This is a genomic window from Pseudactinotalea sp. HY160, from assembly GCF_009372055.1.
In the GTDB taxonomy this organism is placed as follows: domain Bacteria; phylum Actinomycetota; class Actinomycetes; order Actinomycetales; family Beutenbergiaceae; genus HY158.
On record NZ_WHMT01000017.1, the window covers coordinates 40,614 to 60,708 of the forward strand.

The window sequence follows — 20,095 nt, forward strand, 5'->3', positions numbered from 1 at the left end:
GCGCGTGTTCGTGGTCGAGGTGCGGCCCGGCGAACCCGACGGTTCACCACTCCTGCCCGCCGGTCGCCCGGGCGTATGCTGGGAGTGGATCCACCACCTGAGGTGCGCTGGGAAACATGCCGAGGTCAGAGCACGCGCAAAGCGACAGCATAGCCGCTGCCACGTGGCGAGTCCACCGTGGGAGGCCCGCTGTGACCGACGACACCAACCGCGGCCGACGCATGCCCGACGCATGCCCGAACCGGGCCGACTCCGCCGAGCGCGCGTGAGAATGCCGAGAGCCCGGCCGCGGCGGTCTCCCACCGCGGCCGGGCTCTCGAGATCGCGCCGTCAGCGCGATCGGGTCACTTGATCGTGACGCCGGCTCCGGCGGCCTCGAGGGCCTCCTTGGCCTTCTCGGCCACGTCCTTGGCCACGGCCTCCAGGACGGCCTTCGGTGCGGCGTCCACGAGGTCCTTGGCCTCCTTGAGGCCGAGGGACGTGAGGGCGCGCACCTCCTTGATGACCTGGATCTTCTTGTCGCCGATCGAGTCGAGGACGACGTCGAACTCGGTCTGCTCCTCCTCGGCGGCGGCGTCGCCACCGGCCGGGCCGGCGGCCACGGCCACGGCGGCCGGGGCGGCGGCGGTGACGTCGAAGGTGTCCTCGAACGCCTTGACGAACTCGGAGAGCTCGATGAGGGTCAGGTCCTTGAATGCGTCGATGAGCTCGTCGGTGCTGAGCTTAGCCATGGTGGCTTCCTTCCGTTGTGTCCTGCTTGCGCAAGAAGCGTGTGGGTGAAAGACGCGCGCTCAGGCGGCGGCGTCGGTGGTCGCCTGCTTCTCGCGCAGGGCTTCGATGGTGCGAACGGCCTTGGAGGCCGGCGCGTTGAACAGCTGAGCCGCCTGGTGCAGCTTGGCCTTCATCGCCCCGGCGGCCTTGGCCAGGAGCACCTCGCGGGACTCGAGGTCCGCGAGCTGGGTGACCTGCTCCGCCGAGAGTGCGTTGCCGTCGAGCACCCCGCCCTTGATGACGAGCTGCGGGTTGTCCTTGGCGAAGTCGCGCAGACCCTTCGCGGCCTCGACCACATCGCCCTCGACGAAGGCGACGGCCGAGGGGCCGACGAACTTCCCCTCGAGCGCGTCGAGCCCGGCCTCCCGGGCGGCGATGGCGCTGAGCTTGTTCTTCACCACGGCGTACTGCGTGGAATCACCGAGGGCGGTGCGCAGCCGCTTGAGCTGGGCCACCGTGAGCCCTCGGTACTCGGTCAGCACTGCGGCGTTCGAGCTCCGGAAACGCTCCGTCAGCTCCGCGACCGCGGCTGCCTTATCAGGCCGTGCCATGGGCCCCTCCTTTACGATTCAGGACCATCGGCCCCGGCACGAGAAAAGCCCCGTGCGCAGGGCACGGGGCTCGCATGGTTCCCGTGGGGACGGGGCGGAACTCCTGGCACCTGCGCAGGCTCCGTCGTGACGGACTTGGACCGATCGAGCGTGCAGATCGGTAACCGGCGGTCTTTGGCAGCCTTCATCGTAGCGGTCGCGTACGGACGACGCCAACTCGCCCCGGGTGGTCTGGCTCACGTGGGCGAGTTCCGCCGTCCCGAATCGAGGACGGACGTGCCGCGACGGCGGCGAGCGCCCCACCCGAGGGTGAGGCGCTCGCCGCCGTCGCGTGTGGGTCCCTCAGGCGCCCGCCTCGCCCGTCAGGTCGCTCGTGGCGGCCGGGTCGAGCGGGATGCCCGGGCCCATCGTCGTGGAGACGACGGCCTTGCTGATGTAGCGGCCCTTCGCCGACGACGGCTTGAGCCGCAGGATCTCCTCGAGGGCGGCGGCGTAGTTCTCGACCAGCTGCACGTCGCTGAAGGAGGACTTGCCGACGATGAAGTGGAGGTTGGCGTGCTTGTCGACGCGGAACTCGATCCGGCCGCCCTTGATGTCGTTCACGGCCTTGGTCACGTCCATCGTGACGGTCCCGGTCTTCGGGTTCGGCATGAGGCCGCGGGGGCCCAGGACGCGGCCGAGCCGGCCCACCTTGCCCATGAGGTCCGGGGTCGCCACGGCGACGTCGAAGTCCGTGTATCCGCCGGCGACCTTCTCGATGAGCTCGTCGCCACCGACCTCGTCGGCGCCGGCCGCGATGGCCTGCTCGGCACGCTCACCGGTGGCGAAGACCAGGACCCTGGCGGTCTTGCCGGTGCCGTGCGGCAGGTTCACGGTGCCGCGGACCATCTGGTCGGCCTTGCGGGGGTCGACCCCGAGCCGGAAGGCGACCTCGACGGTGCTGTCGAACTTGGTGGTGGCGGACTTCTTCGCCAGCCGCATGGCCTCCAGCGGGTTGTGCTGGTGGCTGCGGTCGATGAGCTGGGCCGCGTTGCGGTACCCCTTGGAACGCGTGGTCATCTGCTGTTCTCCTAATGATGTGCGAGCAGTCGTGGTGCGGGCCCGCGCGGCCCTGCCACTGGAAAGAGTGTGTGTCGGCCCGATCAGTCGTTGACGGTGACGCCCATGGAGCGGGCGGTGCCGGCGACGATCTTGGCGGCCGCGTCGATGTCGCGGGCGTTGAGGTCGGCCATCTTGGTCTGGGCGATCTCGCGCACCTGGTCACCGCTGATGGAGGCGACCTTGACGGTGTGCGGGGTGGCCGAGCCCTTGCCGACACCGGCGGCCTTCTTGATGAGCTCTGCGGCCGGCGGGGTCTTCGTGATGAACGTGAAGGACCGGTCTTCGTAGACCGTGATCTCCACGGGGATCACGTTGCCGCGCTGCGACTCGGTGGCCGCGTTGTAGGCCTTGCAGAACTCCATGATGTTGACGCCGTGCTGACCGAGCGCGGGCCCGATCGGCGGGGCGGGGTTGGCGGCGCCGGCCTGGATCTGGAGCTTGATCAGCCCGGCGACCTTCTTCTTGGGAGGCATGGGGGTCCTTTTGAATCGTGTTTGAGCTTGGGTTCAGCTCAGATCTTGGCGATCTGGTTGAACGACAGTTCGACCGGGGTCTCCCGGCCGAAGATCGAGACCAGCACGGTCACCTTCTGGTTCTCGGGCGAGATCTCGGAGACCGTGGCGGGGAGCGTGTCGAACGGGCCGTCGGTCACGGTGACGGATTCGCCGATCTCGAACTCGACGTGCACCGGCGTCGCCGCGGCCCCGCCGCCGGCGGCGACCGGAGCGGTCTTCGCCTCGAGGGCCGGGGCGAGCATCGACATGACCTCGTTGAGCGTGAGCGGCACCGGAGAGTGCGTGTTGCCCACGAAGCCGGTGACGCCCGGGGTGTGGCGCACGGCCCCCCAGGACTCGTCGGTCATGTCCATCCGCACGAGCACGTAGGAGGGGATGCGCACCTTCTTCACGAGCTTGCGCACCGAGTTCTTGATCTCGACGACCTCCTCCATGGGGACTTCCACCTGGAAGATGTAGTCCTCCATGTTCAGGGAGGTGGTGCGCGACTCGAGGTTCGCCTTGACCCGGTTCTCGTAGCCGGCGTAGGAGTGGATGACGTACCAGTCGCCGGGCAGGAAACGCAGCTCGCGCTTGAACTCGGCGAGCGGGTCCTCCTCCACGGCCACGCGGGTGCCTGCGACCTCGGGCGTGGCGACAGCGTCCGGCTCGTCGGCCGGAGCCACCGTGTTGTCGGCGTTCTCGACCGTCTCGGCGTCGGAAGGCTGCTCAGACACGGGGGACCTACTCTCTCTCCTGAGGATTCCTCGGGCGACTCGAACGTGGGTGGCGGTCGGGATCAGCGCGCGAATGCCCAGAACATGAGCTTGCCGAACAGGAAGTCCAGCACTCCGACGTACGCCATGACCGCGATGACGAACACGAGCACGACGATGATGTACGTGCCCCACTCGTTCCGACTCGGGGTGACGACCTTCTTCAGCTCGGTGACGACCTGCTTGAAGAAGGTGAGGATCCGCGCGAAGAGGTTCGGCTTGGACGCGGGCTTGCGTGCCTTGGACGAGGGCGTCTTGGCACGTGAGATGCCGTCGGCGCCGCCGTCTGACGCATTCACGGACATACTCATGACCTTCCTCACCGGGTACCTGAACCGAACCGGGCCGAAGTCGACGATCGGATGATGATCGACGCCGGCCCGCTGGCAGGGCAGGAGGGACTCGAACCCACAACCGCCGGTTTTGGAGACCGGTGCGCTACCAATTGCGCCACTGCCCTACGCGGTGACCTCGCCCGCCACGTCTTCCGGACCCGAGGGGCACCGGCATTCGTGGCAGTCGCAGCTACCGTCCACCAGTGTACGGGACATCCGGCCTGAGGTCGAACCAGGGTCTGCCCCGCGGCCTCTAGGGTATCCGGATGGACGTCGTCAGTCAGCGTGATCTCGCTCTCCTGCCCAAGGCGCACCTGCACCTGCACTTCACCGGCTCGATGCGCCCGGCCACGCTCGTCGAGCTCGCCGAGGAGCAGGGAAGGCGACTTCCACCGTCGCTCCGAAGCGCGGCCACGATTCCCGATTCCCTGCGCCTGCCCGCCACCCAGCGCGGCTGGTTCCGGTTCCAGCACCTCTACGACGCGGCCCGGGCGGTGGTCGACTCCGAGGCCGTCATGAGGAGGATCGTGCGCGAGGCCGCGCAGGACGACGCCGCCGAGGGATCCCGGCGGCTCGAACTGCAGGTGGACCCCACCTCGTACGCGAAATTCGTGGGGGGAATCACCCCCGCGCTCGAGATCATCCTCGACGAGGCGCGCGCGGCGAGCGCCGACACCGGCGTCGAGGTGGCGATCATCGTCGCCGCCTCGCGGATCCGCCATCCGCTCGAGGCCCGCACCCTCGCCCGACTCGCCGCCCGGCACGCCGGCCGGGTCATCGGCTTCGGGCTGAGCAACGACGAGCGCCGGGGCGACACGGGCGCGTTCGGGCCGGCGTTCGAGATCGCGCAGCGCGCCGGCCTCGCGCTCGTGCCGCACGGCGGCGAACTCCTCGGCCCGGCCCACGTGCGGGAGGTGGTGGACGCGCTGCACCCCGACCGCATCGGTCACGGGGTGCGCAGCGTCGAGGATCCGGCGCTGCTCGCGCGGCTGGTCGAGGCCGGCGTGAGCCTCGAGCTGTGCCCCGGCTCCAACGTCTCGCTGGGGGTCTACGGGCAGGCCGAGTCGGTGCCGCTGACCCGCCTCATGGCGGCGGGGGCACAGATCGCGCTCGGGGCCGACGACCCGCTCCTGTTCGGGTCCCGACTCGTGGATCAGTACCGGATCGCGCGCGAGGTGCACGGGGTCGACGACACCGGCCTCGCCCGGCTCGCGGCCGGCTCGATCCGGGCGAGTCGGGCCGAGGAGACGACGAAGGCCCGCCTGCTCGCCGGCGTGGACGCGTGGCTGGCGGACGTTCCGGGCGCCGGGCCCGGCATCAGTCGAGGCTGACGCCGACGAGCACCGGTTCGGGCACGAGCGTGATGCCGAAGGCGCCCGCGACCCGGGCCCGCACGGCCCGGGCGAGATCGAGCAGTTCGGCGGCGCTGGCGCCTCCGCGGTTGGTCAGCGCGAGCACGTGCTTGCCGGAGAGGGCGGCGCGCCCGCCGAGGCCGAAGCCCCGCTCGAGCCCGGCCCGCGCGATGAGCCACGCGGCGGAGGTCTTGACCAGGTCCGATCCCGGCACGTCGAAGGCCGGGGCGCCGGCGGGAACGAGCCCGCGGGCGACGATCGGATTCGTGAAGAACGAGCCGGCGCTCCACGTGTCGTGGTCGCCGTCGTCGAGCACCATGCCCTTGCCCGCGCGCAGCGCACGGACGGCGGAGCGCACCCGGGCGGCATCCGTCCGGCCGCCGAGGGGCTCGTCGAGTGCCGCGGCCAGTTCGGCGTAGCGGATCGGCGCCGAGAGGGTCGCGAGCCGGAACTGGAAGCTCACCTCGAGCACGACGTAGCGCGGGGTCACGCCCCAGCGCCCGCCGAGGGAGGACTTGAGCAGGGAGCTGCGGTAGCCGAAGCCGAGCTCACCGGCGGCGAAGGTGCGCACCCGCTGCTCGGCGCGGTCCCAGCAGCGGACCGTCGAGACGACCTCGGCGATCTCCTGGCCGTAGGCGCCGACGTTCTGCACGGGGGTCGCGCCGGTGCTGCCCGGGATCCCGGTGAGGCATTCGATGCCCATCCAGCCCTCGGCGATCGCGGCGTCGACCACGTGCTCCCACGGCGTGCCGGCGCTCACGCGCACGACCGCTCCCCCGCAGGCGTCGGCCGATTCGACGTCGATGGCCGTGCGGCGATCCCGCACGACCGTGCCCGCGAACGGGCCGTCGCCGGCGAGGACGTTCGATCCGCCGCCGAGGACGAGGAGACCGGCGCCGGCCGCCGTGCCCGCGGGTTCGGCGGATCTGGTCGATCCGGCGTCGGCCGCCCGCACGGCGTCGATGAACTCGGCCTCGCTCTCGACGTCGACGAGCGTGGCCACCGGACCGCCGACGCGCAGGGTGGTCAGATCGGCCAGGCGGGTGCTCACTCGGCCACAGTAGCGCCGGTCGCGGTGTCGGCCGAATCCCGCGCGGGCTCGGGCGCCGCCATCGCCCCGGTCACGAGGAGGCCGATGACGAGCGGCACGAGGATCGCGAGGAGGGCGTGCCGGTAGCCCACGTGCGTGGCGAGCAGCCCGAGCAGCGTGGGTCCGACGAGGAAGGCGCTGTAGCCGATGGTGGAGACCACCGAGAGCCGGGCCGCGGCGTGGAGGGGATCGTCCGAGGCCGCGCTCATGCCGACCGGGAATCCGAGCGCCGCGCCGAGGCCCCACAGTACGGCGCCCACGAGCGCGAACGGCAGGCTCGGTGCGAAGCCGAAGACGGCCAGCCCGGCGATCGCGAGGCCGGCGCAGGTGCGCAGGACGGCCACCCTCCCGAAGCGGTCGAGCAGCCACGTGCCGGCGAAGCGCATGACGGTCATCGCGGTCATGAACACGGTGAGCCCGAAGGCGCCCTCGTGCTCCGGCACGTCGAAGCCCTCGGAGATCCCCAGGGCGAGCCAGTCGTTGGCGGCGCCCTCGGTCAGGGCCGCGGCGAGCACCACGAGCCCGATGAGCCAGGTGCGCCCCTCGAGCCAGGCGCGCAGGTACCCGCGACCGGGGGTCGCACGGGTCGCAGGAGTCGCGTGGGCCGCAGTGGCCGCGGGGAGCGGATCGCGGCGGGGAACGCGCGGGAAGCCGCGGACGCCGACGAGCACGACGACGAGCATGACGGCCAGCGCCAGCCAGATGTGCACGGTGATCGCCACCCCGGCACGCGAGAGCAGGGTGCCCATGCCCGCGCCGGCGACCGTTCCGAGCGAGAAGAAGCCGTGGAACCAGGGCATGATCGCGCGGCCGATGGCGCGTTCGACATGGGTGCCCGCGAAGTTCATGCTCACGTCGAGCGCGCCGATGCCGGCCATCGCCACGAGGAGTCCGCCGGCGACCCCGAGCGGGAGTCCCGCCGGAACCGCGGCCACCGCCGCGCCCATCCCCGCGACCGCGACGACTCCGGAGACGACTGCCGCCGTGGCCGATCCGAGGCGTTCGATCACGCGGCCGGCGAGGGGCATGGCGAGCAGGGACCCCAGCGAGCCGACGAGCAGGATGAGGCCGACCTCGTGCGGCTCCAGGTCGAGGGTGTACTTGACCGTCGGGATGCGCGAGGCCCAGTTCGCGAACGCGAACCCGTTCGCGAAGAACACCGCCATGACGGCCGCAGCCGCCCAGCGCGCGGTGGCCCGCTCGGATTGGGTCGAAGCCAAAGACAGTCCTCGGGTCGAAGCTCGAAACGATTCGAACAGCGTACGTTAGGGTGGCGGAGTTTCCCATTCCAGGAGGTAGGTCATGGTGGCGTCGGTCACGCTCACGGAGGTGGCACGCGCCGCCGGGGTGTCGCTCTCGACCGCCTCGCTCGCCTTCTCCGGCGCCGGTCCGATCGCCGCCGCGACGCGCGAGCGCGTGCTCGGGGCGGCCGCCGACCTCGGCTACACCGGGCCCAATCCCATGGCGGCCTCGCTGCGGCGAGGGCGCAGCGGGGTCGTGGGGATCGTCATCGACAACGACCTGCGCTACTCCTTCCGCGACCCGGTCTCGCTGCAGACGCTCGACGGCATCACGGAATCCCTGGGCGAGGCGGGCTACGGGGTGCTGCTCATCCCCCGCGAGGACCCGGCGGGCCGTCCCCATCCCCTCCTGCAGAACGCCGCCATCGACGCGGCCATCCTGTTCTACGCGCTCGCCCCCCGGGATCGGGCCGTGCGCACGCTGCGCGGCCGCGGCGTGGCGATGATCGCACTCAACGGGCGCCCCCGCGGGGCCACGAGCATCACGGTCGAGGACGAACGGGGCATGCGCCTCATCGCCGAACACCTGCGCGCCCGCGGGCACACCCGCGTGGCGCTCGCCACGCTGCCGTACTCACCCGGTCTTCGACGCGGCGAGGTCGATCCCGCCGACGATCCCGTCTACCAGGTGACCGCGCACCGGCTCGCCGGGCTGCGCAGCGGCGGGATCGAACCGGTGGCGATCTGGGAGTGCCGCGGTTCGCTCGTCGACGAGGGCATCACCGCCGGACATGCACTGCTCGCGCACCACCCCACCGCGCTCGTGGGCCAGTCGGATCTCATCGCGGCCGGGATGCTCCTGGCGGTGCGCGAGCGGGAACTCGCGGTCCCCGACGACGTCGCCGTGGCGGGATTCGACGGAGTGGACCTGCCCTGGATCGGGGAGGACCGGCTCACGACGATCGATCAGCCGCGCCGCGACCGCGGCAAGGTCATCGCCGAGGCCGCGATCGAGCTGGCCCACGGGCGACCTGCCCGCGGTCGTGTGCTCGGCGTCGAGCTCCGGCCGGGCTCGACCTCCTGAGCCGGGTCGGCCGCGCGTTGTGGGCGGCGATCAGGTCAGGCGGACGCGCGCCTGCGCCTTGCCGAGCACGGCCTTCCCGGCCAGGGTGACCGCCAGGTCGATCCGGGCGGTCGGCGCGGGTCCCGAGCCGTCCGAATCGGCTGAGCCGGCCGAGTCGGCTGAATCCGCCGAATCGTCGGCCTCGATCGCGCCGATGCGCGCGACGATCGTCAGGGCGACCTCGCCCGGATCGGGCACGGGCACGGGGCGCGTGAAGCGCACGCCGTAACTCAGCAGGTCTGCCGGGTCGCCGAGCCAGTCGGTCAGCGCCGCGCCCGCCAGCCCCATGGTGAGCATGCCGTGGGCGATGACGCCGCCCAGGCCCACCTCGGTGGCCACCCGGTCGCTGTAGTGGATGGGGTTGAAGTCCCCGGAGGCGCCGGCATAACGGACGAGCCGGGCCCGGTCGATCACCCGGGTGACCTCGAACAGAACGGTGCCGATCTGCGCATCGGCGGCGAGCGTCGTCCTCACGCGTCCTCCCCGCGGACGGCGAGCGTGGACTCGACGCTGCCGACCGCCACCCCGGCGGCGTCGGTCAGGTCGACCCGCGTCGTCACCATCGTGATCGAGGCGCGCGTGGCGATCGAGACCACCCGGGTGACCGTGGAGATCTCGTCGCCGGCCACGAGCGGGCGGGCCGGCGTGAAGGTCTCGTTCGCGTGCACGACCCGGCTGAAGTCGATCGCGGCGCCCGGATCCTCGATGTACTCGGCCTCGGCGCGCTGGGCGATGACGACGGCGAAGGTCGGCGGGGCCACGACGTCGGCGTAGCCGCGCGCCCGGGCGGCGGCCGCGTCGCGGTGGATCGGCGAGTCGGCGGCCACGGCGTCGGCGAACTCGGAGATCTTGGCCGCGGACACGACGTAGGGCGGGGTTCCGTGGAACTCCCGCCCTACGTAGTCGGCGTTGACCATCGCTGCGCTCAGCGGGTCTCGCGGTGGTTGGTCTTGGCGTTGCAGCGCGCGCAGAACTTCGCAAGCTCCAGCCGGTCGGGGTTGTTCCGGCGGTTCTTCTTGGTGATGTAGTTGCGGCTCTTGCACACGTCGCAAGCGAGGGTGATCTTCGGGCGGATGTCCGCTGACTTGCTGGCCACTGGTGTTCCTCACGTCGGGTTGCGCGGCGGGCGCTACTAGATGCTACGTCTTCACGGTAGCGGGGGCGGGGATCGAACCCGCGACCTCACGATTATGAGTCGTGCGCTCTTACCGTCTGAGCTACCCCGCCGCGTGCTCCCGGCGTCCCCCCGAGAGGGGCGACGGACCGAGAACCAGAGCCCCGATAGGGAATCGAACCCTAGACCTTCTCCTTACCATGGAGACGCTCTACCGACTGAGCTATCGGGGCAGCGGGAACGAGAGTACATGCTCCGCGGGCGTTCCGCGAATCGTGGACCGGTGTTCCCTCACCGTGACGTGGTCACGGCTTGGTGGCGGGTGAGGGATTCGAACCCCCGAAGCATTCCGCGGCTGATTTACAGTCAGCTCCCTTTGGCCACTTGGGTAACCCGCCTGGGCAGCACGGTCCTGCTCGTGCTGCTGGTCGTGCTGGCGACCCGTCCGGTGGTGGACCGGTGGGCCGGATGGAACAATAGCAAGTTCTGGGCCCGCGTGACCAACCGGGCACTGTGATGTACCCGGCACCTGCAGGAAGGACACACCATGGCAGCGGACTCCTCGTTCGACATCGTCAGCAAAGTGGACCGACAGGAGGTCGACAACGCGCTCAACCAGACCGCCAAGGAGGTCTCCCAGCGCTACGACTTCCGCGGGGTGGGGGCGAGCATCTCGTGGGAGGGCGAGACCGTGCTCATGGTTGCGAACGCGCCCGATCGCGTGCTCGCGATCCTCGACGTCTTCCAGTCCAAGCTCATCCGCCGGGGCGTCTCGCTCAAGGCGATCGACACCGGCGAGAACGAGCCGGTGCCGTCGGGCAGGGAGTACCGCCTCGCCGGCGCCCTCAAGGAGGGGCTGAGCAGCGAGAATGCGAAGAAGATCACAAAGCTCATCCGCGACGAGGGCCCCAAGGGCGTCAAGACCCAGATCACCGGCGACGAGGTGCGCGTGAGCTCGAAGTCGCGCGATCACCTGCAGGGGGTCCAGGAGTTGCTCAAGGACGCGGACATCGACGCCGCGCTGCAGTTCGTCAACTACCGCTGATCGCGGGTCAGCGCCGGCCTCGGGACCGGCGCTGCTCCGTGCGGGCGAACTCGGCGAGCAGGGCCGTCACGCGGGCGTCGATGTCGTCGCGCACGAGGCGCATCCGCTCGATGCCCTCGATGCCTCGGGCGGAGGGCTCGTCGGTGTGCCAGGTCTCGATGGCCCCGGCCATGCCCGGTACCGGCTCGACCTCGGCCTCGTCGCCGAGGATCACGACCCGGTCCACGCGACGCAGGAGTGCCGGGTCGATGGGCTTGGGGCGCCCGCCGGACATGTCCGCGCCGACCTCGGCGATCACCTCGGCGGACAGGGCGTTGATCGTCGCCCCGGGGCGCGTGCCGGCGGAGTGGACCTCGACGCTCCCGGCCGCGTGGTGTTCCATCAGCGCGGCGGCCATCTGGGACTTGCCGCCGTTCTTGACGCAGACGAACAGCACGGCGGGCTGCGGGGTGGGGGCCTGCGGCGTGGGCATCGCTCGGGTCTCCTGTCTCGGGTGAGGGGTCGGGCGCGACGGTGGTGACGCTCGGAAGCCCACCGGCCGCATCGGCCGATGTCGCCGCCGATGCCGTCGTGGACGTGGACACTATCGAGGCGTATCGATCGACGTCAATGTACGGTGGCGGGATGATCCCGCGACCGACGCCGAAGGCGGAGCCGGCCCGTGTCGTCGACGTCCTGGTCATCGGCGGCGGCCAGGCCGGTTTGGCCGCCGGCTTCCACCTGCATCGCCGGGCGCGGGACGCCGCCCGCGGCCGCGGCGGACCGGCCCCCAGCTACGCGATCCTCGACGCCAACGCCCGCCCCGGCGGAGCCTGGCAGCACTACTGGGACACCCTGGAGCTGTTCTCCCCGGCCGCCTACAGCTCCCTGCCCGGATACCGCATGCCCGCCTGGGACGGGCCGGGCAATCCGTCGGCCGGGCACGTGGTGTCGTACCTGGGCGCCTACGAGGACCGGTATGGGCTGCCCGTGCACCGGCCCGTCACCGTCCATGCCGTCGAAGGCCACCCGGGCGGCGGCTACCTCACCCACACCGATCGGGGCACCTGGGTGAGCCGGGTGGTCGTCAACGCCACCGGCTCCTGGCGGCGCCCCTTCATCCCGAGGCTTCCCGGCGCGGACGCCTTCGCCGGCGCCCAGGTGCACACGACCGGCTACCGGAGCCGAGCGGCCTTCGCCGGGGCGCGGGTCGCGGTGATCGGCGGGGGCAACTCCGGCGCACAGATCGCCGCCGATCTGCTCCCGGCCGCCGCATCGGTGACCTGGGTGACCCGCCGGCCCCCGCGCTACCTGCCCGACGACGTCGACGGCCGGGCCCTGTTCGCCCTCGCCACCGACCACGTCCAGTCCCGCGGGCACGACGAGCACGGCAGGATCGGCGGGGTCGGCTCCCTCGGCGACATCGTCGCCGTTCCGGCGGTCCGGCAGGCCCGCGACGCCGGGCGGCTGGAGGCGAGACCGATGTTCTCCGGCTTCACCGCCACGGGAATCCGCTGGGACGACGGCCGCTCCCTGGCGGTCGACACGGTGCTCTGGTGCACCGGCTTCCGCCCCGATCTGGGCCACCTGCGGCCCCTGGGCCTCACGCGCGATGGGCGCAATGGGGCCGTCCCGGCCACCACCGGCGACCCGCCCACCCGATCCCGAGACCGGCCCGGGATGTACTTCCTCGGCTACGGGGACTGGGTCGGCGCCGCCTCGGCCACTCTCATCGGCGTCGGGGCCCCCGCCCGCGCCACCGTCGCCTCGAGCGTGATCACGAGCCTGCGGTCCTCGGGCGCCGCATCCACCCGGATGGGCCCGTAGGAGGAATGGAGCGACCGGCGGTCTACGGTGGGTCGATGCCGACCACTCCCGGGCGGTTCCCGTGGGCGCGCCTCGCGCCGCTGTGCCTCGCGGTCATGCTCACGGTGAGCGCAGAGACCCTCCCGGCGGGCGTCATGCCCGCCATGGCCGCCGATCTCGGCGTGCCCGAGACGGCGATCGGCACCCTCGTCGCCGTGTGGGGCCTCACGGTCATCCTCACCTCGATCCCGCTCGTGCGCCTCCTCGCCCGGGCCGACCGCCGGGCCGTCGTGGGCATTGCGCTCACGGGAATGGCCGCGGGGAACCTGGCCACCGCCCTCGCCCCGGACTACGCCGCGGCGTTCGCCTCGCGTCTCGTGGGGGCGACGTTCCACGGAGTGTTCTGGGCAATGGTCGTCGTGTACGCCAGTTCCCTGCTGCGTCCGGCCCACCTGGCCGCGGGCATCGCGATCGTCACGGGTGGATCCCAGCTGGCGGCCGCCCTCGCCATCCCGGCGGCGGCCGCGGCGGTCGAGGTGGTGAGCTGGCGCTGGATCTGCGCCGCCGTGAGCATCGCGGCACTCGGGATCGCCGCCGTCATCCTGCGGGCCCTCCCGTCCGACCCGGCCGACCCACCCGCGGCCGCGGACGTGCGGGCGGCGCGGCCCGCGCCGGGCCGCCGGGCCGCGGGCCGGCTCGCCACCCCGCTCCTGCTCAGCGCGGCGGCCCTCCTGTTCGTCTTCGGTCACTTCGTGGTCTACACCTACATCACCCGGTTCCTGACCCAGGTCTCCGGCGTCGACGACGCCCGGCAGGGCCTGCTGCTCGGGATCATCGGCGTGGCGAGCATCGCCGGCCTCGTGTTTTCGGGCCCGGTGACGAATCGGTGGCCGAGCCGCGGCCCGATCGTGCTCTTCGCCCTGTTCGCGGCGGCGATGGTGCTCGTGGGCACGGCGGGGACCCGCCTCGGGCTCCTGGCCGCCGGCCTGGCGCTGTGGGGGCTCATGTTCGGCACGATCGGACCGACCGTGCAGGCCCTCGCGCTGCACGCGACCCCACCGGCGCACCGCGCGTTCGTCTCGGCGGCCATGGTCGTCGCGTTCAACCTCGGCATCTCGAGCGGCTCGTGGGCCGGCGGCCTCGTGCTCGGGGCCACCTCCTCCCCCGCGCTCAGCCCCTTCGTCGCGGCCGTGGCCCTGACGGCGGGCGCCGGGCTGGCGGTCGTGGTCGCGGTCCGCCGCCCCCGGCAGGCGTGAACGCCACTCGGCCGGCGGGCGCGCGTCAGCTGCCGCTGGGCTGCTCGGCGTGCTCGCGATCCGCGCGGGAGATCTGCGTCATCTCCTCGCGGCTGACGACCTTGACGCGGTCCCGGCCGGCCTGCTCTCCGAGAGCCCGCTCGTAGGTGTCGAGCAACTCCCAGCCGTGCCAGGTGGTGAAGGGCACTCCATCGGCCTCGAGCTTGCGGAGAATGGCGTCGGGATCACGTTCGCTCGCGGTGCGCCGGCCGTCGGCGAACTCCTCGAGGAGGTTCCGGATCGTCTCGGCGGCGTCGGACTTGGTGGAACCGATGAGGCCGATCGGCCCCCGCTTGATCCAGCCCGTGGCGTACATGCCGGGCACGGCGCGGCCGTCGTCACCGATGATGCGGCCGCCGTCGTTCGGGATGACCCCGGCGACGGCGTCGTAGGGCACACCGGGCAGCGGCGACCCGAAGTAGCCGACCGCCCGGTAGACGGCCTGCACCTCGAAGTCCTCGAACCGGCCGGTGCCGCGGACGGAGCCGTCGCCCGCGAGTTCGGTGCGCTCGGTGCGCAGCCCGGTCACCCTGTCCGTGCCCAGCACCTCGGCCGGGCTGTGCAGGAAGTGCAGGTGTACGCGCCGGGAGGCGGTCATCTCCGCCGGGTCGCGCAGGGTCCAGTCGGTCAGGGTCTTGACCACCTGCTTGGTCTGGTTCGAGGCGCGGATCGCCTGCTCCGACCCCTCGTCGAAGTCGAAGTCCTCGGGGTAGACGACCACGTCGACGTCGGGAACCTGCCCCAGCTCGCGCAGCTCGAGCGGCGTGAACTTCGCCTGGGCGGGCCCGCGCCGCCCGAAGAGGTGCACGTCGGTGACCGGATTGGCGCGCAGGCCCTCCTCGACGTTCTCCGGGATCTCCGTGACCATGAGGTCTTCGGGGTGCTTGGCGAGGATCCGGGCCACGTCCAGGGCGACGTTCCCCGCCCCGAGGACCGCGACCTCGGTGGCCTCGAGCGGCCACGTGCGCGATACGTCGGGGTGTCCGTCGTACCAGGAGACGAAGTCGGCCGCGCCGTAGGAGCCGGGCAGGTCCGCTCCGGGGATGTTCAGATCCGCGTCGCGGATCGCGCCGGTGGAGAAGATCACGGCGTCGTAGTGCTCGCGCAGATCCGCCGCCGTCAGGTCGGTGCCGTAGTCGACGTTGCCGAGCAGGCGGATGTCCCCGCGCTGGAGCACCTTGTACAGGGCGAGGATGATCCCCTTGATGCGGGGGTGGTCCGGGGCGACGCCGTAGCGCACCAGGCCGTACGGCGCCGGAAGTCGCTCGAACAGGTCGATCGACGCGTCGACATCGGCCTTCGAGAGGATGTCCGCGGCGTAGATGCCCGCGGGGCCTGCACCGACAACGGCGACGCGGAGCTGAGAGGTGCTGGGCACGGGGCTCATTTCAATCGACGGCTGGAACCATGAGCCAGTCTAGGCGCTCGATGCAACCGCACCGGGATCGCCCGTGACCCACGTCTCAGCTCGCAGGCCGGCGGCGGGTGAGCAGGAGCAGCAGCCCGACGACGGTGAGCCCGCCCATGACCCACCAGAGCATCCGTTCGTGGGCTGCCTCGTCGGGATCGACCACCCGGCTCAGGTCCACTTCGGCGGCGGGAACCGTGGGGCGTTCCCGACTCCCCGCCACGGAGGCGGGCGGGGTCGGCCCCGGGGCGGACCCGTCGATGTACAGGGTGAGGGCGTCGAACGGGTTGACGACCCCCCACCCGACCGTCTCGTCGAACGTGCCGGTCACGGCCCCGGCGGAGGTCGCCTCGAGCCGGTAGGACCACTCCTGCGGGCCCGCATCCGGGAAGGCCCCGGCCACGAGGGCGGCGGCGGCCGCGACGTACCCGGTGGCATAGGACGGATCGGGGTCGGCGCCGAGGATGCAGTCGAGGGCTGCGAGGAACGTGGTGGGCGCGTTCTGGCCCGGGGCTGCGACGTCGACCCACGGCCCGCCCGGCGCCGCCCCGGGGGCGGCCGCCCCCGTCTCGGTCACGGGCGCCACGGCGAGCACCTCGGGATAGGCGGCCGGATACCAGGCCGCGCCGGGGCCGGCCGAGGCGGCGCCGGACTCCTCGTCCCAGCCGGCCTGGCGCTCGATGTCGCGGGAGCTGCCGGCCGAGGCGACGACGAGTGCCCCACCCGCGGTGGCGTCCTCGACCGCCGAGCGCAGCGCCGCCGAATCCCGGGTGGTGGCCGCCGGCACCGCGATGACCTGGGCCCCGTCCTGCGCTGCGGCGCGGATACCGGCGGCGAGCCGGGCCACGGTCAGCTGCAGCGTGTCCCGGTCGCTCCCGCCGCCCTCGCCGTAGCCGACGCGGATCGGCACGAGGGTGACCTCGGGTGCCGCGCCGATGACGCCGGACCCCTCGAGCCCGCGGGCGCCGATGATGCCCGCGACGGCGGTGCCGAGTCCGTCCGAGTCCTGCGACGCGGGCTCACCTGCCCGCACGACGTCGGCACCGCTCGTGACCGCGTCGGCCGGGAAGTGGGCGTTCTCCTGCGCGATCCCGGTGCCGACCACGGCCACCGACACCCCGTGGCCCCGGGTGATGGTCCAGGCACGGTCGAATCCCAGATCCGCGATCGCGGTCGGTGCCTCGGCCACGAGCCGCGGCGACTCCACGTCGCAGGACGGGGCGCCCGCCTCATCCGAGCCGCCTGCGCCCTCGGAGCCGCCCGACGTCTGTGCCCCGACTGTCCCGACCGCTCCGACTGCTCCGACTGTCCTGAGCGCCGCTGGGCCGGTGCCGAGAACCGCGACGGCCGCCAGGACGGTCGCGGCCGCCGCGCGCGCGGCGCGTCCGGTCATCAGGTGCCGGCCCCGGCCAGGGCCGCGTCGGCCGAGAGCTGCGGGCCGTCTCGGAAGAGCGCCGCCCACGGGGCCGCGATGCGCGGGGGATCCACGTCCGGGTAGCCGAGCAGGGTGAGCGCCGTCGGCTTCCCGGCGGGGATCGGGTACAGGGTGCCCGACTCGTCCACGAGGCCCCAGCCGCCCTGGGCGCTTCCGAGGGCCACGAGCGCGCCCGCCCCGGGAGCGACCGTGATCCCCGCGGCCTCGGGGGCCTCGGTCGCCGCCACGAGCTCCGTGCTCGCCCGGCCCTGGTCGTCGGCGTGTTGCAGCTGGGCGCACGGGGCGCCGGTGAGCGGCTCCGGTTGGGCCGTGGGCCATTCCCGGGGCACGATCTCCGCGCTCGGCAGCCGCCGCAGGCTCTCCGCCTCGGAGAACGTCAGCGGCACCCGCTCGGGTCGGTCGTACAGGTTGAGCGCGAGATCCGTCAGCGGCGCCAGCTCGGAGTCGGCCGTGAAGGCGTAGGTGCCGTCGGCGTTGCCCTGGGCATCCGTGAGGACGACGACGCTGCCCACCGTGAGGGCGTCGCCCATGCCCGTGGCCGCCGTCGCGGCCGGAGAGAGCGGCTGCCCGGAACCGGGCATCGTCAGCGGGGTGATCGCGGGCCCCTCGACGAAGAGGTTGAGCCAGGTCCCCGGGACCTCGACCGCCTGGTTCCGGTCGGTCGAGAGCGCCAGGTCGACCCGGCCCGCGTCCACGGCCGCGATCGGGAAGCGGTAGGGGCCCCAGATGTAGAACAGGTCGCCGCCGCCCTCGGCCTTGACGAGCGCCCCGCGCGGTTCGGGGACCGTCGTCGCCCGCGTGGCGTCCTCGGCCGCCGGGACGCTCACGGCGACGCCGCCGCCCGAGGCGATGCACGCCGTCCATCCCGATTGGGTGAGCGAGTCGGCGGGGGTGAGGGCGTCGGGCGCGCCCGGGATCCCGACCGTGACGTTGCCGCGCGGGGTGTCGCCGAGCTGGGACTCCTTCAGAGTGGCGATGGCGAGGGTGCCGTCGTCCTCACCCGCGAGCAGCCGGGCGCTGGCGAGGTTGGCGACCGGGTGCAGGGTGCCGTTGAGCGCGACGTACCGCGCGCCGTTGTCGGCGACGATGACGAGACCGCGTTCGTCCCAGCCCTGCGGTGCCCGACCGCCGAACAGGCCGACGGCGAGCGAGCCGACCACGATGAGCACGCTGATCACCACCCCGACGATGATGCCCGCGAGCGGTGAGGAGGGCTCGAGTTCGCGGCCGCCGGGGGCACCGCTCGTGAAGGCCGTCACCAGCCGGCGTCGGGAGAATCCCTGGGCCGCGATGAGCTCTTTCTTCGATGCCACCGATCACGCTCCCCAGCGCATGAGGACGACCACGAGCGGGATGAGCGCCCCCATGCTGACGAACTCGGCGGCGTCGGCGAGCCGTCCGAGCCAGAGGCGCGGGCGCGGGGCCACGAGCGTGAACGCCACGACGGCGATCGCCACCGCCCCCACCGCGATGGTCAACGTGGTGCGCCAGTCGGGGTGGAGCAGGGCCGAGGTGAGGCCCGTGGCCGCGAGGCCGCTGATCGCGACGACGACGACGACCGTGACATCGACCCGGGAGTAGGAGTCCCGCACGCTCAGCAGCATTCCCGCGAACGCCGCGACCATGAGGAGGGTCCCGATCGCGCCGCCCCCGACGACGGCCGGGATCGCGATGAGCGTGAGCAGGCCGGCACCGACGCGCAGGCCGATGTGGACCCGGTGGCCGTGGGCGTACCCGGCCGCGATCTCGGGCCGCTCCACCGGCGGAACGTCGGCGTAGACCTCCTCGTCGTCGCGCGGGCTGATGACGCGCAGCGGGGTGGTGGACAGGGCGAGCCACGGGATCGCGAGGCCCGCGAGGACCGCGACCGCCACGACGATGGCGAACGCCTCGTCGGGCGAGAGGCCGAGCTGCTCGACCCCGAATCCGGCGATCGTCAGCCCGGCGCCGCAGACCACGGGCACGATCGCGAACTCCCGGTTCCGGCGGATGAGGAGGAGCCCGAGGAGGCCCGTGCCGAGCACGGCCGCGCCGCCGACGAGCAGCGGCATCCCCCAGGCGCTCGCGTCCTGTGCGCGCGGGAGTCCGCGGTAGCCGGCGACGAAGGCGAAGACCGCGGCGGCCTGCACGAGCACGACCGGGGCGGCCGGGACCCGGGCGCCGATGCTCAGGACGACGGCACTGACCAGGAGCAGCAGGGCCGCGCTCCCGCTCATCACGGCGGCACCGGCGGCCGGCGCCCCGCCGCCGAACAGCAGGACCGCTCCGGTGAGGAGGAGGGCGGTGGCCGCGAGGAGCGCCGTCATCGCCGAGTCCTGCGGCGTCCAGGGCCGGTGCTCGGATTCGACGGCGTCCGCGACGGCCTCGACGATGTCGTCGTAGGACGGTTCGGTCGGAGCGTTCGCCCCGCCTGTGAGCGTGAGCACGTCGCCGGGGGTGACCCCCTGCGAGTGCAGGCTGAGGGCCGGGTCGAGGCGGCTGCCCGAGTCGGCGGTCGTGAGCGTGTAGCCGCCGTAGGCGGTCCCGGCCTCGAGGAGGCCCATCGTGCGGGCCAGCCCCGGGATCAGCTCGGCGATCGGAACGCTCCGGGGCGCGGCCACGTCGACCTTCCGGTCGCCGGCGACGACCGAGATCCGCAGCAGTTGCCCGAACACATGTGCCTGCTCGTTCGATGCGTGCGCTGGCGCCTCGGTCATCGGATTCCTCACGGGTCGACGGTGGACGGCCCTCAGCATAACGGCCGGGCCGCGCCCCGGTGCCGCCCGGGCACGCTCCACCCCGTCGGGTACCTCTGCCCATCGACGCCGTCGAACGGCAGGCAATACCCTGGTGCGTGCCGTCGAGCGGATCGACGGCGGCCACCCCGAGAGACGGCGGTGGTCGGAACCGGCCCGGATGAGGGGCCCGAACACGGGAGGTGACTGTGGCAACCGAGGTTTCCGCAGCAGACGGCGCCCTACAGCGGGGCGCGCAGGTGGTCGCCGACGCGAAGGCATCACTGAACACAGAGCTCAACCAGCTCGAGGGCAAGCTCGCCAGCATCGGCGCGCAGTGGCAGGGCCAGGGCGCCTCCGCCTTCACCACGCTCATGGAACGCTGGCGCACCGACGCCCGCAAGATCACCTCCGCGCTGGACACCTTCGAACAGAACCTGACCAGCTCGCAGACGACCTACACCT

Annotated in this window: 23 protein-coding genes and 4 tRNA genes; 7 read left to right on the top strand and 20 right to left on the bottom strand. The window is 72.3% G+C overall.

Annotation, left to right across the window (positions count from 1 at the left end):
- Positions 1–344 precede the first annotated feature (344 nt).
- The 7 genes from rplL to GCG21_RS13275 form a co-directional block, all read right to left on the bottom strand.
- The gene (gene rplL / locus GCG21_RS13245) at positions 345–731 is read right to left on the bottom strand and encodes a 50S ribosomal protein L7/L12 (protein WP_152910158.1); all 387 of its coding nucleotides are present in this window, start codon (positions 729–731) and stop codon (positions 345–347) included.
- A 60-nt stretch (positions 732–791) separates the two neighbouring features.
- Positions 792–1,322, bottom strand: a complete 531-nt coding sequence (gene rplJ / locus GCG21_RS13250; protein WP_152910159.1) for a 50S ribosomal protein L10 — start codon at positions 1,320–1,322, stop codon at positions 792–794.
- Positions 1,323–1,664: 342 nt separating this feature from the next.
- A complete protein-coding gene (gene rplA, locus GCG21_RS13255) occupies positions 1,665–2,381 on the bottom strand; it encodes a 50S ribosomal protein L1 (protein ID WP_152910160.1) in 717 nt (238 codons plus the stop codon).
- 83 nt (positions 2,382–2,464) lie between these two features.
- Complete coding sequence (rplK, locus tag GCG21_RS13260) at positions 2,465–2,896, bottom strand: 50S ribosomal protein L11 (RefSeq protein WP_152910161.1); 432 nt, start codon at positions 2,894–2,896, stop codon at positions 2,465–2,467.
- Between the two features lie 38 nt (positions 2,897–2,934).
- Complete coding sequence (nusG, locus tag GCG21_RS13265; protein WP_153878779.1) at positions 2,935–3,654, bottom strand: transcription termination/antitermination protein NusG; 720 nt, start codon at positions 3,652–3,654, stop codon at positions 2,935–2,937.
- A gap of 62 nt (positions 3,655–3,716) precedes the next feature.
- A complete protein-coding gene (gene secE / locus GCG21_RS13270; RefSeq protein ID WP_152910162.1) occupies positions 3,717–4,004 on the bottom strand; it encodes a preprotein translocase subunit SecE in 288 nt (95 codons plus the stop codon).
- A 73-nt stretch (positions 4,005–4,077) separates the two neighbouring features.
- Positions 4,078–4,153 (bottom strand) — tRNA-Trp (locus tag GCG21_RS13275).
- A 141-nt stretch (positions 4,154–4,294) separates the two neighbouring features.
- On the opposite strand from GCG21_RS13275, the gene GCG21_RS13280 reads away from it, so the two are divergent.
- Positions 4,295–5,359, top strand: coding sequence for an adenosine deaminase (locus GCG21_RS13280; RefSeq protein ID WP_152910163.1), 1,065 nt, complete (start codon positions 4,295–4,297; stop codon positions 5,357–5,359).
- Here the strand turns inward: GCG21_RS13280 and GCG21_RS13285 are convergent.
- Together GCG21_RS13285 and GCG21_RS13290 are read right to left on the bottom strand one after the other, a co-directional pair.
- Entirely contained in the window at positions 5,346–6,431 is a 1,086-nt protein-coding gene (locus GCG21_RS13285) for a UDP-N-acetylmuramate dehydrogenase (protein ID WP_370517518.1), read from the bottom strand. The genes GCG21_RS13280 and GCG21_RS13285 overlap by 14 nt on opposite strands.
- Positions 6,428–7,690, bottom strand: a complete 1,263-nt coding sequence (locus GCG21_RS13290; protein WP_227993805.1) for an MFS transporter — start codon at positions 7,688–7,690, stop codon at positions 6,428–6,430. Before GCG21_RS13290 ends, GCG21_RS13285 begins: the two co-directional genes overlap by 4 nt.
- 82 nt (positions 7,691–7,772) lie before the next feature.
- On the opposite strand from GCG21_RS13290, the gene GCG21_RS13295 reads away from it, so the two are divergent.
- Positions 7,773–8,795 carry a LacI family DNA-binding transcriptional regulator gene (locus GCG21_RS13295; RefSeq protein ID WP_152910164.1) on the top strand — a complete coding sequence of 341 codons (1,023 nt, stop codon included), beginning with the start codon at positions 7,773–7,775 and terminating at the stop codon, positions 8,793–8,795.
- Between the two features lie 30 nt (positions 8,796–8,825).
- On the opposite strand, the gene GCG21_RS13300 is transcribed toward GCG21_RS13295, so the two are convergent.
- The 6 genes from GCG21_RS13300 to GCG21_RS13325 form a co-directional block, all read right to left on the bottom strand.
- Positions 8,826–9,308, bottom strand: coding sequence for a MaoC/PaaZ C-terminal domain-containing protein (locus GCG21_RS13300; RefSeq protein WP_370517519.1), 483 nt, complete (start codon positions 9,306–9,308; stop codon positions 8,826–8,828).
- On the bottom strand, positions 9,305–9,751 hold the full coding sequence (locus GCG21_RS13305; protein WP_152910165.1) for a MaoC family dehydratase N-terminal domain-containing protein: 447 nt from the start codon (positions 9,749–9,751) through the stop codon (positions 9,305–9,307). Before GCG21_RS13305 ends, GCG21_RS13300 begins: the two co-directional genes overlap by 4 nt.
- An 8-nt stretch (positions 9,752–9,759) precedes the next feature.
- Positions 9,760–9,930 carry a 50S ribosomal protein L33 gene (gene rpmG / locus GCG21_RS13310; protein ID WP_153878783.1) on the bottom strand — a complete coding sequence of 57 codons (171 nt, stop codon included), beginning with the start codon at positions 9,928–9,930 and terminating at the stop codon, positions 9,760–9,762.
- 57 nt (positions 9,931–9,987) lie between these two features.
- A tRNA-Met gene (locus GCG21_RS13315) sits at positions 9,988–10,061 on the bottom strand.
- Between the two features lie 47 nt (positions 10,062–10,108).
- Positions 10,109–10,181: transfer RNA gene (locus tag GCG21_RS13320), tRNA-Thr, on the bottom strand.
- Positions 10,182–10,261: 80 nt separating this feature from the next.
- A tRNA-Tyr gene (locus GCG21_RS13325) sits at positions 10,262–10,346 on the bottom strand.
- Between GCG21_RS13325 and GCG21_RS16345 the strand changes: the two genes are divergently transcribed.
- The gene (locus GCG21_RS16345) at positions 10,325–10,465 is read left to right on the top strand and encodes a hypothetical protein (protein ID WP_194165091.1); all 141 of its coding nucleotides are present in this window, start codon (positions 10,325–10,327) and stop codon (positions 10,463–10,465) included. The two genes, GCG21_RS13325 and GCG21_RS16345, sit on opposite strands and share 22 nt — an antisense overlap.
- A 30-nt stretch (positions 10,466–10,495) precedes the next feature.
- Positions 10,496–10,993 (top strand): YajQ family cyclic di-GMP-binding protein, encoded by a 498-nt coding sequence (locus GCG21_RS13330; RefSeq protein ID WP_152910166.1) that lies wholly within the window; start codon positions 10,496–10,498, stop codon positions 10,991–10,993.
- A gap of 7 nt (positions 10,994–11,000) precedes the next feature.
- Here GCG21_RS13330 and GCG21_RS13335 read toward each other — a convergent pair whose 3' ends face one another.
- Positions 11,001–11,465: a low molecular weight phosphatase family protein gene (locus GCG21_RS13335; RefSeq protein WP_152910167.1), complete on the bottom strand. Its 465-nt coding sequence runs from the start codon at positions 11,463–11,465 to the stop codon at positions 11,001–11,003.
- Positions 11,466–11,617: 152 nt separating this feature from the next.
- Between GCG21_RS13335 and GCG21_RS13340 the strand changes: the two genes are divergently transcribed.
- Both GCG21_RS13340 and GCG21_RS13345 read left to right on the top strand, forming a co-directional pair.
- Positions 11,618–12,799 (top strand): ArsO family NAD(P)H-dependent flavin-containing monooxygenase, encoded by a 1,182-nt coding sequence (locus GCG21_RS13340; protein WP_152910168.1) that lies wholly within the window; start codon positions 11,618–11,620, stop codon positions 12,797–12,799.
- Between the two features lie 35 nt (positions 12,800–12,834).
- A complete protein-coding gene (locus GCG21_RS13345; protein ID WP_194165092.1) occupies positions 12,835–14,034 on the top strand; it encodes an MFS transporter in 1,200 nt (399 codons plus the stop codon).
- A 25-nt stretch (positions 14,035–14,059) separates the two neighbouring features.
- Here the strand turns inward: GCG21_RS13345 and GCG21_RS13350 are convergent, their stop codons facing one another.
- From GCG21_RS13350 to eccD, 4 genes are all read right to left on the bottom strand, one after another.
- Positions 14,060–15,460, bottom strand: coding sequence for an FAD-dependent oxidoreductase (locus GCG21_RS13350; RefSeq protein WP_152910170.1), 1,401 nt, complete (start codon positions 15,458–15,460; stop codon positions 14,060–14,062).
- A gap of 76 nt (positions 15,461–15,536) precedes the next feature.
- Positions 15,537–16,874: a S8 family serine peptidase gene (locus GCG21_RS13355; protein ID WP_152910171.1), complete on the bottom strand. Its 1,338-nt coding sequence runs from the start codon at positions 16,872–16,874 to the stop codon at positions 15,537–15,539.
- Positions 16,874–18,229, bottom strand: coding sequence for a type VII secretion protein EccB (gene eccB, locus GCG21_RS13360; protein ID WP_152910172.1), 1,356 nt, complete (start codon positions 18,227–18,229; stop codon positions 16,874–16,876). The genes GCG21_RS13355 and eccB overlap by 1 nt, the downstream gene beginning before the upstream one ends.
- Before the next feature lie 3 nt (positions 18,230–18,232).
- The gene (gene eccD / locus GCG21_RS13365) at positions 18,233–19,612 is read right to left on the bottom strand and encodes a type VII secretion integral membrane protein EccD (RefSeq protein ID WP_194165093.1); all 1,380 of its coding nucleotides are present in this window, start codon (positions 19,610–19,612) and stop codon (positions 18,233–18,235) included.
- Between the two features lie 227 nt (positions 19,613–19,839).
- Between eccD and GCG21_RS13370 the strand changes: the two genes are divergently transcribed.
- Positions 19,840–20,095, top strand: a 256-nt coding sequence (locus GCG21_RS13370; RefSeq protein WP_370517520.1) for a WXG100 family type VII secretion target, incomplete at its 3' end; no start/stop codon positions are given.